This window comes from Corynebacterium kozikiae (assembly GCF_024580965.1).
GTDB classification, from domain to species: Bacteria; Actinomycetota; Actinomycetes; order Mycobacteriales; family Mycobacteriaceae; genus Corynebacterium; species Corynebacterium kozikiae.
Map to the genome: position 1 here is coordinate 64,085 of NZ_JANIKJ010000004.1, position 12,070 is coordinate 76,154.

General features: G+C 54.8%; 10 protein-coding genes and 1 CRISPR repeat array (1 of these 11 only partly in view). All 10 genes read left to right on the plus strand.

Features of this window, described 5'->3' with window-relative positions; genetic code table 11:
• The first annotated feature begins 3 nt into the window (after positions 1 to 3).
• The 10 genes from NQ018_RS04200 to cas2e all read left to right on the plus strand — a co-directional run bounded on the left by NQ018_RS04200 (position 4) and on the right by cas2e (position 11,002).
• Positions 4 to 1,089, plus strand: a complete 1,086-nt coding sequence (locus NQ018_RS04200) for a lysylphosphatidylglycerol synthase transmembrane domain-containing protein (protein ID WP_257058751.1) — start codon at positions 4 to 6, stop codon at positions 1,087 to 1,089.
• Positions 1,086 to 1,424 (plus strand): DUF3054 domain-containing protein, encoded by a 339-nt coding sequence (locus tag NQ018_RS04205; protein ID WP_257058754.1) that lies wholly within the window; start codon positions 1,086 to 1,088, stop codon positions 1,422 to 1,424. Before NQ018_RS04200 ends, NQ018_RS04205 begins: the two co-directional genes overlap by 4 nt.
• A gap of 593 nt (positions 1,425 to 2,017) precedes the next feature.
• On the plus strand, positions 2,018 to 4,810 hold the full coding sequence (gene cas3 / locus NQ018_RS04210) for a CRISPR-associated helicase Cas3' (protein WP_257058756.1): 2,793 nt from the start codon (positions 2,018 to 2,020) through the stop codon (positions 4,808 to 4,810).
• 91 nt (positions 4,811 to 4,901) lie between these two features.
• A complete protein-coding gene (gene casA / locus NQ018_RS04215; RefSeq protein WP_257058759.1) occupies positions 4,902 to 6,599 on the plus strand; it encodes a type I-E CRISPR-associated protein Cse1/CasA in 1,698 nt (565 codons plus the stop codon).
• Positions 6,586 to 7,218, plus strand: coding sequence for a type I-E CRISPR-associated protein Cse2/CasB (casB, locus tag NQ018_RS04220; RefSeq protein WP_257058761.1), 633 nt, complete (start codon positions 6,586 to 6,588; stop codon positions 7,216 to 7,218). Before casA ends, casB begins: the two co-directional genes overlap by 14 nt.
• A gap of 21 nt (positions 7,219 to 7,239) precedes the next feature.
• Entirely contained in the window at positions 7,240 to 8,361 is a 1,122-nt protein-coding gene (cas7e, locus tag NQ018_RS04225; protein WP_257058763.1) for a type I-E CRISPR-associated protein Cas7/Cse4/CasC, read from the plus strand.
• A gap of 2 nt (positions 8,362 to 8,363) precedes the next feature.
• Positions 8,364 to 9,071: a type I-E CRISPR-associated protein Cas5/CasD gene (gene cas5e / locus NQ018_RS04230; protein WP_257058766.1), complete on the plus strand. Its 708-nt coding sequence runs from the start codon at positions 8,364 to 8,366 to the stop codon at positions 9,069 to 9,071.
• Positions 9,068 to 9,742 (plus strand): type I-E CRISPR-associated protein Cas6/Cse3/CasE, encoded by a 675-nt coding sequence (cas6e, locus tag NQ018_RS04235; protein ID WP_257058769.1) that lies wholly within the window; start codon positions 9,068 to 9,070, stop codon positions 9,740 to 9,742. The genes cas5e and cas6e overlap by 4 nt, the downstream gene beginning before the upstream one ends.
• Positions 9,732 to 10,661 (plus strand): type I-E CRISPR-associated endonuclease Cas1e, encoded by a 930-nt coding sequence (gene cas1e / locus NQ018_RS04240; protein WP_257058772.1) that lies wholly within the window; start codon positions 9,732 to 9,734, stop codon positions 10,659 to 10,661. Before cas6e ends, cas1e begins: the two co-directional genes overlap by 11 nt.
• The gene (gene cas2e, locus NQ018_RS04245) at positions 10,658 to 11,002 is read left to right on the plus strand and encodes a type I-E CRISPR-associated endoribonuclease Cas2e (protein WP_257058774.1); all 345 of its coding nucleotides are present in this window, start codon (positions 10,658 to 10,660) and stop codon (positions 11,000 to 11,002) included. Before cas1e ends, cas2e begins: the two co-directional genes overlap by 4 nt.
• A gap of 103 nt (positions 11,003 to 11,105) precedes the next feature.
• A CRISPR array of direct repeats spans positions 11,106 to 12,070; the repeat unit is 28 nt; unit sequence GTTGTCCCCGCACCTGCGGGGATGAGCC; it runs 771 nt beyond the window's last position.

Consider the following 12,070-nt stretch of genomic DNA (forward strand, 5'->3'; position numbering starts at 1 on the left):
CTGATGAAGAATTGGCTTCGCTTCTTAGGCCCCCTGCTGATTCTGGCGGTGGCGGCCTTCCTCATGCGAGACAAAATGCCCTTCCTGAACGAAGGCTACATGGAGGTCCGCGAAGCCAATGCTTGGATCCTGCTGCTGGCTTTTGCCGCCATTGTCCTTTCCTTCTTCGCCATGGCGGAAGTAATGCGCATCCTGCTAGGCGCCGGTGGCGCCAAAGTGCCGCTCAAGGAGACCTCACGCCTGACGTTCATCTCCAACGCCTGGAGCTCCACCCTGCCGGGTGGGGCGGCGATTTCCACGGTGTACCAATTCCACACCATGCGAAATTGGGGTGTGAGCGTGCTGGTTTCCAGTTGGTTCATCGTGCTCTCCGGGGCCATCTCCACGCTGTGGTTGGTTGCCCTGGGCACCGCCGGCGTGCTGTTCCTCGGGGCGAGTTTTAGCATTTGGCCGCTACTCGGGACGGCCTTTTTGATGGTGGCTGTATCCATTGGCCTGTATGCGCTCACGAACAATCCCAAGGTGCTGATCAACGTGACGCACCTACTGCCGCGCTGGAAGGTGCGGCTGGATGCGTCGTTACTGCAAATGGAAGCGGTGCGCCTTACACCCAGCAGATTTGCGGTGAGCAGCGCGCTCTCCCTGGCCAACTGGCTGCTGGACATCGTGGGGCTGTGGCTGTGCATTTGGGCGGTCACCGGGATTCTCCCCTCATGGACACGCATCGGTGAAACGCCCTCATTTCTGGCGATCACGCTGGCGTTTGTGACCGCAAAGATTGTGGGAACTGCGCAGGTCACCCCGGCGGGCGTGGGGCCGGTGGAGGCCGCCATGACTGCCAGCCTGGTGGCCGCAGGGCTGCCCGCCTCCACCGCCTTCGGTGTAGTACTGGTGTACCGAGTGCTCTCCTTTGTGCTGCCCACGGTGATTGGGTGGCTGGTGTATGCCATACATGTGATGCGAGGCGGGAATCGTTTTGATATTAACGCCGCAACGCAGGCGGCGAATTCTGAATCATCCGCACCATCGCCCAGCATCACGCAAGACCATTCCAACCAGAAATCACAAACGCAGAAGGATCCTCAATGAAGCACTTTGCGATTGACTTGCTCGCCGTACTCGTGTTTGCCATCCTTGCCCGCATGGCACATGGCGGGCTGGGCGTGATGGAAGTGCTGGACACGTTCTGGCCGTTCGCGGTGGGAACCGTGCTGGCCTGGGCTGTTATCCGCAACCGGCCAGAAGTGGACCTGGGCAGTGGGGTGATCGCTTGGCTATTTACCGCCGTGACCGGCCTAGTGATTTGGGCGCTGCGCCACGCGGCAGTTCCACACTGGAGCTTCATTGTGGTTGCCACCGTGATGAGCGGACTGCTGCTGGTGGGCTGGCGAGTGATCGCGAAGGTGCTGGCGCGGGGGCGGTAGTAAGTGGGGGCGAAAGATGTGGAAGGGCCATTCCTTTCTTCCCAATATTGCGTGAAGAGAGTTTGCCAAGGACGGTAGGACCCCTCACAAGGATCAACATGGACTTGTTGCCGTATGCCACGTGCGTTTCTTTCTAAAAATGCGCGCTGCACCAAGTGCATGAAACGCTTCTCTAGGTTGTTTTGGCAAGCATATCTCACTGAAGCGACAGCGCTATTCAAACATATATTTAAGTAGATCGGCATTTAATACAGCGTAAATACCTGCACTCACGTTCGAATAAATGGAAAATTAGACCCCGCCGCAAAGGCAAAACCTGCTGGAAAACCACCAATCTCGAGCGGGAGGGAATCGAGAATACCGAATGGCATGTCGTGAGGCAGCCTTACCATGAAGCCATGCCCCTTCAACTCGCACCCAAAAATGAACCCCGCTATTGCGGGGAGCCGGATTCAACCATCAATCAGAACGGCTCACCCCCGCAGATGCAGGGAAAAAGAATCCAAATCGAGAATATCAGGCTATTTCTTCGCGAACACATCCAGAAATTGCTAAACTTCTGATTGATTGTTGCCTCGCCTTTAGGAACCGTCATGAAACCCTCCTTCTGGGATCGCGCGAACACCTGGATCCCATCCCTCCCCCAAGAATCTGCTTCACTCTGGGCAAAAACTGGCCCAGAAGGCAGCTTCTTGCCATTACCCCAACACATGCTCGACACTGCCTGCGTTGCAAATTGCCTGTGGGATGAAGTGATCGCCCCGGCGATTCGACGAAACATCGCCTCATCACTTGGACTCTCGGAAGACGAAGCGAAGGCGCTCATTATCTTCTCCGCGGGGATACACGATATTGGCAAGGCGACACCCTTTTTCATTGAGATGATCAAGGACTCGCCTAATCACAAATACCTCGTTCGCCTCGCAAAGGACGCAGGTTTTGACATGACAGTCAGAACTTCGTCACGGGGTGAAAAGGCCAAAATTTACCACAGCGTTGCCTCCGGGATCATCGTGGAATCTCACCTTCAATCAATTGGCCTTCCAAAGGTACTCGCACACGCACTCGCGAGTATTGCGGATGCGCATCATGGGCAACCGAGCGAACCAACGGAGCGAAAACAAGCACGCCTCGCAATTCGTCGGCTAGCACCGCTTTGGGGAGAGACACATGACGCACTCTTCGAGGGAATGATCAAACTCGCTAGGGCTGAGGAAGCACTACAGGCGCTTCAAACCCGAATGGACATCATTCCTGCCTACGTGATTCAAATCATCACTGGAATTGTGGTGATGGCAGACTGGATCGCTTCGAATGCCGATGCGTTTCCTTATGAAGGAATACTTCCACAATCTGAACGAACCGCACTTGGACTGGATAGCGTTGGCCTGACAAATACATGGGCACCAACGCAACTCCCTGACAATGCTCTCGCCGCATACAAGCAGAGTTTTCATTGGCCTGACAATGTTCACCTGCGCCCAACACAGGCAAAGGCTTTTTCACTCGCACAAGCTCAACATGCCCCGTGCCTCATCATTATTGAAGCACCAACTGGGGAAGGGAAGACCGAGGCTGCACTCATGGTTGCGCATTTGCTTGGTTTGCAGAGTGGCGCACAAGGGGTTTTCTTCGCAGCACCGACGATGACAACCGCCAACGGACTCTTCACACGCATGGTGGCGTGGGCAAATAACGCAACAGAACAAGGTGAAGTTTCTTCCTTGTTCCTTGCACATTCAAAGAATCAACTCTCGAAAGAATATGGAGCGCTCAAGTTTCAGGGCGTCGGAAACGACCTGCCAGACACTGGCACGGTAGTAGCAACGCAATGGCTCTCTGGACCGAAGAAGGGCATACTTGCGAACTTCGTCGTGGGAACCGTAGACCAAGTGCTGATGCTTGCACTTCAAATGCGCCACTCCATGCTGCGGCATGTTGGCCTCGCTGGAAAAACAATCATTATCGACGAAGCTCACGCATATGGCGTGTACATGAACGAGTACCTCCACACCGCAATCGCTTGGCTAGCGCGCTACGGCGCAAACGTCATCGTTCTTTCAGCGACGCTACCACCAACGCAGCGTAAAGTTTTGCTCAAAGCCTACGGCTCACAATGCGGTGTCATCCCAGAAGCTATTGAATCTGATCCGCTCGTGAACACAGAGCACTACCCGCTGATCTCCCTCATAAACAATAAAGGCGTGCAGACAGTTGACGTCGAAAAGCGAACTTCAGACGCCACCTTTGAGATCATCCATATCCAAGATGAAGCAGTTGGTTCAACGCTACAAGCGGAACTCGCTGACGGTGGCATCGCACTTGTCGTCTGCAACACCATCAAGCGTGCCCAAGAGACTTTTGCTGAACTCCACACACAGTTTCCCGAGGAAGTAGTTCTCCACCACTCTGCGTTCGTTGCATCAGAGCGCGCAAACAAGGAAGCCGCGTTGCTTAGACTCCTCGGACCGACAGCTCATCGGGGTGAAGGACGACCGCATCGCCTCATCGTGGTGGCAACGCAAGTTGTGGAACAAAGTCTCGACATCGATGCGGATCTCCTCATCTCCGATATCGCACCGATGGATCTTCTCATCCAAAGAAATGGAAGGATCCACCGGCACGACCGCCCTGACACCGATCGTCCTACACAACTAGCCAAACCAAAAACATACCTGCGGGGATTCACGCTGACCGAACATGCACCAACAATCGACCCAGGATCTATAGCGGTTTACGGGGAAAAGATGTTGCTTGCAACCATCGCAAACCTCCCAAAGACTTTCACACGGCCAGATGACATCCCTTCCCTCGTGCATCGCGTCTACAACCCCTCCATCGAAGTACCAAAATCATGGACATGCAACTGGGAACATGCGGTAGAAGAGGAACGTGTCCAAGCTGATCAAGCGAAACTACGTGCCTCAGCATTTCGAATTCCAGAACCCATGTTTGCGGATACCTTAGATCGCTTGTTTACACGAAAGCACTCGGAGGCTGGAATTGAAGCCGGCCACGCCCAGGTCCGGGATACCGAGCCAACCATCGAGGTAATCGCAATCCAACAAAGCGCCGACGCGTACGGATATGTCCCACTCGGTGTGACCGACCGCATCCCGATTCACGACGTAGCAGATATCTCGACGGAAGACGCAATTATCCTTGCGTCCAATTCCCTACGCCTGCCCGCAAGAATGACCCGATCACCAAAGGACTTCGGGGAGATCATCGAACAACTCGAACGCCAAACCCCAAACGGGTGGCATAAGCATTTTCTCCTTCGGGGCGAAGTCGCCTTGTGGTTCGACCAAGAAAACACGGCCGAAATCGGCAGATTCAAACTTCACTATGACACCGAACTTGGGCTCGAGGTAATACCAAAATGAGTTATTTCCAAATCAAGTGGCTTCAACTCCGAAGCCCACCAACGGAGCGACTCGCTCACACATCCCAACAATACGAATGAAAGGAGAAATAATGGCATATTCATTGCTTGACGAGCAATGGATTCTTTGTGCAGACAAAAACGGATCCACCGTGAAAGTAAGCCTCCGTGAAGTCTTCGACGGATCCCTCGACCTTGCCGCAGTCCGTGGCGAATCGCCGGCTCAAAGCTACGCAGTATTACGTCTGCTCCTCGCGATATTTTGGCGTGCACACCGAATCGACCCAACCGCAATACAGGGGACGTTTTCTTTTTCACAATGGTTCGAAACCATGCACCATAGCATCTCACGGAACGAACGAGACCAAAAAGTTCTCGATTACCTCACAACGTACGAGGATCGATTCGACCTTCTCCACGAAACGATGCCATTCATGCAGGTTGCCTCCCTGCAATCCACTAGCGGAGGAAGGAAACCAGTCAGCATCTTGGTCCCCGAGATCCTAGAAGGACAATTCTCCATGCGTGCTGGCGAAGAACAAGAATACCTTCACCTGGATGAGGCCGCACGGTGGCTCATTTACACCCAGGCATTCGATGTCTCTGGCATCAAGACCGGCGCCGTCGGCGATCCTCGCGTGAAAGGTGGGAGAGGCTACCCCATCGGTACCGGTTGGTCCGGCATGACCGGCGCAACAGTAGTACACGGGCAGTCGCTGACGGAGACGCTACTGTTCAACACAACGATGCAATGCATCACCACAAACGGTGACAAGCCATTCTGGGAATTACCGCCATATACCGCAGCCGAACGACAAACCCTCAAAGATGAGCACGGCCAGGCACTCCCCTCGACGCCCCAAGGAGCAGCCGATCTAGCAACCTGGCAAAGTCGCCGAATCCGCTTGTTCGGAGAAGACACCAAGGTCACGGAGGTCATCGTCTCAATTGGAGATGCCATTCCAAATGCGGGTGCAAACGCGTTCGGCGACCCAATGACCCCGTATCGCTATTCAAAGAACAAGTCCACAAAGGCAAAAGATATTTACTATCCAAAGCCGTACGATGCAGAACGAACTGTCTGGCGTTCGCTCGATGCACTGATCGTTGGAAACCATGATGTCCCAGCGGACCCAGCGAGTAAGAATCCAATCAAACCTGCGGTGCTTCAAGAACTTGCCGAAGTTGAAGCCCTCTACGAAGAACTGGTACCGCCAATTCTCGATGTAGAACTGGTGTCAATCTCGTACGGAAGCAATGCTTCAGTAATCACAACTGACATTTCCGCCCGCGTTTCTTTGCCGGTGTCCCTGCTCGCAGAAGACGCCATTGCACCTCGAGAAGCTATCCGCCAAATATCAGGAGCTACCGCGGAAGCCGGCGTGGAGCTTGGACGCTTCGCTCGAAATCTCCAATTCGCCGCTGGTGGATCACAAAGTGAAACCCCGTTCCCTACAGCCGTCACCGATGGTGTGCTCGCCGAATTGGAACCACGATTCAACGAGTGGCTGCGATCACTGGCAAGAATTGACCCATACGATCAAGAGGCGCTCGATCTCCTCACAGACAAATGGGAAAAACTCGCCCGGGCAATCATCGAATCACACGCAAAGATTGTTCTCCGCGGAGCTGGCCCGAAGGCGATGGTTGGCAAGATTCGCGATCCGGAATCAACCAAAATTATTTCTGCAGGTGACTATTTCCGATTGCTCTTGCTCAAGTTGGACAAACTCTTCCCCTCAACCGCACAACCAACAAATGAAAGGAAGGAAAGCAATGGAAACGAATGATCCAAGAGAATTCGCACCATTAAAGGACTGTGTCTCACAGACCTGCGCTCGGCTACAACGGGACTATTTCTCACCATTCGATACCCCAGCGAAGCACGCGGCAAGAGGAACTCTTGCAAACTTCCGACGGAACATTGGCGTTCCGTTGCGAGCAAATCCATTGCTGTTGGAAGAAGTGCTCCTAGAACTGGATCCTAAACTTGATCCCCCCAAGCTTGGATACTCGGACACACCAACTCCCACTGAAATCGCCGCGACCACCGCCTTGCAGTTCTTCGCATTACACATGCAATCCGCAACAAAGCCAATGCACGAGCCGATGCAGTCATTCGCGGAAGCCTGCGGAAGATTGCATGCAACCGCTGATTCCAAGTCCATCAAACCACGGCTAGACGCGATGATGCTCGCCAACAGCGAAACAAACCGCCTAATTCACCTCCGGTCAATCATCACACTCTTGCGAAGCAAAGACTTGGGCTTCAACTACGGCTGGTTTGCGTTGGATCTCGAACGGCTCCAAGATCCTAAACAACGCCCTGGAGTACAGCTTCGGTGGGGGCGCGACATCGTCCGCGGCGCTTACTACTCCTCAAAAAAAGAAAACGTATCCGAATCCTAACTTCCATCGAAAGGAAACACCATGTCTCTTGTCATTGACATCCACGCTCTTCACACGCTTCCACCAAGCCTGATCAACCGCGACGATACCGGCGCCCCGAAATCCGCCATTTTCGGGGGCGTTCCTCGGCAACGAGTCTCTTCCCAAGCATGGAAGCGAGCAATGCGGAAGTACTTCGGAGAGCATTTCGGGGAAGAACTCGTCGGCACCCGCTCAACACGAATGCCAGAGGTTATTGCGACCCGCGCAGTTGAACTCAATCCAGAACTTGACATACAAACCGCCATCGAAGGTGCAACCAGTCTTTTCAAGGCAGCAAAAATTGGGATCCAGAATCCCCAGAAGCCCAAGAAGAACGAAGAAAAGGAGGTGTACCCCTACCCGACGACCAAGTACCTGATCTTCCTCAGCCCAGCACAAATCGAGCGCGCAGCTCAGGTGATAGCCCAGGGTGAAGCTACCGCTATCAAGAAGGCAGAAGCAACGCAGATTCTGGACACGGAACATTCGGTCGACATCGCTGCATTCGGCCGCATGGTCGCGGACAACGCAATGTTCAACGTAGACGCATCCATTCAGGTGGCACATGCCCTCGGCGTACACGAGTCCAGCAGTGAATTCGACTACTTCACCGCCGTTGATGATGCAGTCGAGGCCGCCGAAGAAACCGGCGCAGCCATGCTTGGCACCGTCCAGTTCACATCTTCAACGCTCTACCGCTTTGCCACCATCAACGTTGACGGACTGGCAGAAAATCTCGGAAGCAAGGAAGCCGCCGTCACCACGGCATCACAACTTGTCGACGCCTTCATTTCCTCCATGCCTACCGGCAAGATCAACACATTTGCCAACCAGACCTTGCCAGAGTTGGTATACATAACGATTCGAAATGATCGTTCCGTTTCTCTGATCAACGCCTTCGAATCTCCCGTGGAAGCAACTGACGGCAAATCTCGCCGCCAAGTAGCAGCACAACGCTTGGCAGCAGAATCCACGGCAATCGAGGAAGCCTACGGGCTCAAGCCAACTGCAGCCTTTGCTGTAGCGCTGGGCGATCTCGTGGAACCATTCCAGGAAATTGCAACGCTCACCACGATGACCGAACTTGGCAGCCAGATTGAAAGCGCACTTCAGGGAGCGTAACAGTGGTATCCTCACTCAAACTCCTCCTGAAAGGCCCCATGCAATCATGGGGAGACAGCTCTCGATATCGAGTTCGAGGAACTGGATCAACGCCGAGTAAGTCCGCAATTGTTGGGCTGCTTGCTGCAGCCCAAGGCCGCCGGAGGACAGATCCGGTAGAAGATCTGACACGCCTCAAATTTGCGGTGCGCATTGATCAGTCAGGCACCTTGCTGCACGACTATCAAACCGCACAAGACTGGCAGCGCAATCCCGGAAGTGATGCCACGTTGATTACAAGGACGTACCTCACTGACGCAGTGTTCCTCGTAGGCATCGAAGCACCGGACCGTGCTTTGCTGGAAAGCCTTGCAGAAAACCTCAGGAATCCCATCTTCCCGTTATACCTTGGCCGCCGCTCCTGCCCGGCGCCAGTAGATCTCGTACAAGGCATCGTAGATCTCGGGGCTGCTGAGGCACTCATGGCAGAAAACAATTGGTTTGCCACTCCTGCCCACAAACGGGAGCGCTCGCAAATCGTTCGTCTGCCGATTTACCGTGACGGGGAAATCGGCGAAAAAGGAGCGGCACGCCGGGATGTACCGCTTTCCTTCGACCCGAAGCACCGCAAATACGGTTGGCGTGAAGTCATTTACGCAGGAGATAAAGAAATTGAAAACCCAACTGGGACTAACCGAGATCCATTCTTCGAGGTGGTGATCTCATCATGACCACGTTCACCCGCATCATGCTGAATCAATATCGCCGGGAAGCACGGAAGTTCCTCACAAATCCCCATGCAATGCATGCGGCTGTAGCGAAGGCGTTCCCTCCAGACATCGATGTCACGCATGGTCGAATTCTCTGGCGCTTGGATAAGAACGGTCACGAGGACACGCTGTATATTGTCGGTCCCGAGCAGCCCACTGCCGATCACATTGTTGACCAAGCAGGATGGGAAACTCGTCCTCCTCAGGTTGCGAGCTACGACGCTTTCCTCGCTCGCCTCATGAAAGGTCAGCAATGGGGATTTGAACTGGTGGCAAATCCGACGTTCTCCGAACCTCAACCCGGCGGGAAACGCGGCAAAGTTCGGGCACACGTTTCAGCAACGCATCAGTTGGATTGGCTCATCAAACGAAGCGAGTCCTGTGGTTTTTCCTTGTTGCAAGACAATGAACCCACCGCGCGTGTAATTGAACGAAAAGTGCTGTCTTTCCAACGTGACCCGAATTCAAACCGCAAGAACAATGTTCGAATCCATACCGCGAGGTTTAAGGGAACACTCACTGTGACCGATCCCGAGTTGCTTCGCAACACCTTGAAGAATGGTATTGGCCGCGGCCGCGGCTACGGGTGTGGACTCTTGACTCTGGCACCAGCACGGCAAGATGAGTATTAGTGGCACCCCGATAGACCGATTGGCACTTCCACGTCTCGAGAACCGTATCTCGTTCTTGTACGTGGAACGTGCCGTGGTCAATCGAAATGATAATGGCCTTACCATCACCGATTCCCGTGGAACGGTATTTGTTCCAGCAACCCAAATCGCTGCGCTCATGCTAGGTCCTGGAACCAAGGTAACCTACGCAGCAATGGCGCTCGTCGGCGACGCCGGCGCCAGCGTGATCTGGGTCGGAGAAATGGGAGTCCGATACTACGCACACGGGCGCCCACCAGCAAAAACCGCAAAGTTCGCCGAAGCACATGCTAGAATCTGGTCCAACCAACGAACACGTCTCCAATGTGCTCGCCAAATGTACCAAATGCGTTTCCCCGACGAAGACGTCTCACACCTCTCAATGTCGCAACTGCGTGGCCGTGAAGGGGCACGAATGAAACGCATATACGCAGCTGAAGCGCAACGAACCAAGGTCCACTGGGATCGACGGCAATACGACCCGAATAACTTCGAGTCCAGCACCCCCATCAACAAGGCGCTAACAGAAGGATCAGCAGCACTATATGGCATTGTCCATGCAGTGATTGTTGCTTTGGGTTTCATTCCCGCGCTCGGGATAATCCACTCTGGAACTGACCGTTCGTTCGTCTACGACATCGCAGACCTCTACAAAGCTGAGATTTCCATACCTGCTGCGTTTGAAGCTGTTGCTGCAGCCCCGACAGGGGAGGAATTGAACGTCCGTCTGAAAGTACGAGATAAGGTCGTCGAAAAGCGGTTAATGTCACGGATCGTAAAGGATTTGGGGATCCTCATGAATCTTTCCGAAGACGACTCTTTTTCGGATGTCGAGCTTTTCCTCTGGAGCGAATTGGAACTCGTTCGGGCTGGGCAGAACTGGCAAGAAGGTCCATTATGATGGTACTCATCGTGACAGCATGCCCTGCCGGACTCCGCGGGGATCTCACAAAATGGTTGCTCGAGATCTCTCCAGGTGTGTTTGTGGGGCGAGTCTCAGCGCGAATCCGCGAAACACTCTGGGACAGAACGACTCAGCTTGTAAAGCAAGGACGCGCACTGATGGTGTTTTCCTCAAACTGCGAGCAAGGATTGGAATTCAAGACACACCAACACGATTGGGTTCCCACCGACTTCGATGGAATAACACTCCTCATGAGACCAACCTCCCAAACCCGTGGTTTGGCACCCAAAACCGGATGGTCAAAGGCACGAGCACAACGAAAGCGACACTACGGCTAGAACAAGAAAACCACTTCTTCCGCTAGAACTCTAAGAGGATTGCGGAAACTCAAAGTTGCAACTATTTTTGGAGCAGGCTCAATATTTTCACTGCACAATAAGTGTTGTCCCCGCACCTGCGGGGATGAGCCGCATGGTGGGCATGTGTTTTGTTGGTGCCCACCGTTGTCCCCGCACCTGCGGGGATGAGCCCGCCGGGCGTGTTTTCCAAGCTGGTGACCCTGCGTTGTCCCCGCACCTGCGGGGATGAGCCCAACCACATCTACACGGTCGGCACCACGCAGGTGTTGTCCCCGCACCTGCGGGGATGAGCCGACGGGGCGCGGCATGTCGGTTGACTTGTTGTTGTTGTCCCCGCACCTGCGGGGATGAGCCCTAGCCCGCTTGTGTCCACAGACACCCCAGCCAGTTGTCCCCGCACCTGCGGGGATGAGCCCCACCAACCGGGTAGCCCGTGGGGCGGTGGTCTGTTGTCCCCGCACCTGCGGGGATGAGCCCCCCTGCGTGGTGCGCTTCACCACCGTGTTGGCGTTGTCCCCGCACCTGCGGGGATGAGCCTCAGTCATATGTTTTCCTCCCTCAATAAGGGGTGTTGTCCCCGCACCTGCGGGGATGAGCCTGAGCCGAGCGCTTCGGCAACGCTTTCACGCTCGTTGTCCCCGCACCTGCGGGGATGAGCCCTGATAGTGGACTCCCACACCGCGCCCTCGAACGTTGTCCCCGCACCTGCGGGGATGAGCCTCGCCGGCCCGCTAGGCCTGGACCCCGCTAAACGTTGTCCCCGCACCTGCGGGGATGAGCCTACAGCGAGATGATCCTCGCCGCCCGCAAAGCTGTTGTCCCCGCACCTGCGGGGATGAGCCACCGTGGGATCAGGCTCACCCAACGCGTCCAGTTGTCCCCGCACCTGCGGGGATGAGCCGCTCTACCTGATCCCCGTAGCCACTGTTGCATAGTTGTCCCCGCACCTGCGGGGATGAGCCCCGCGGTGACAGGGTTAGCCCAGCGCGCCAGTTGTTGTCCCCGCACCTGCGGGGATGAGCCGAAGCCGAAGTCACGGCCACCCAT

Excerpts from the sequence above, each read along its gene's own strand:
- NQ018_RS04200 (WP_257058751.1), top strand. The coding sequence starts at position 4 with ATGAAGAATTGGCTTCGCTTCTTAGGCCCCCTGCTGATTCTGGCGGTG.
- NQ018_RS04205 (WP_257058754.1), top strand. The coding sequence starts at position 1,086 with ATGAAGCACTTTGCGATTGACTTGCTCGCCGTACTCGTGTTTGCCATC.
- cas3 (WP_257058756.1), top strand. The coding sequence starts at position 2,018 with ATGAAACCCTCCTTCTGGGATCGCGCGAACACCTGGATCCCATCCCTC.
- casA (WP_257058759.1), top strand. The coding sequence starts at position 4,902 with ATGGCATATTCATTGCTTGACGAGCAATGGATTCTTTGTGCAGACAAA.
- casB (WP_257058761.1), top strand. The coding sequence starts at position 6,586 with ATGGAAACGAATGATCCAAGAGAATTCGCACCATTAAAGGACTGTGTC.
- cas7e (WP_257058763.1), top strand. The coding sequence starts at position 7,240 with ATGTCTCTTGTCATTGACATCCACGCTCTTCACACGCTTCCACCAAGC.
- cas6e (WP_257058769.1), top strand. The coding sequence starts at position 9,068 with ATGACCACGTTCACCCGCATCATGCTGAATCAATATCGCCGGGAAGCA.
- cas1e (WP_257058772.1), top strand. The coding sequence starts at position 9,732 with ATGAGTATTAGTGGCACCCCGATAGACCGATTGGCACTTCCACGTCTC.
- cas2e (WP_257058774.1), top strand. The coding sequence starts at position 10,658 with ATGATGGTACTCATCGTGACAGCATGCCCTGCCGGACTCCGCGGGGAT.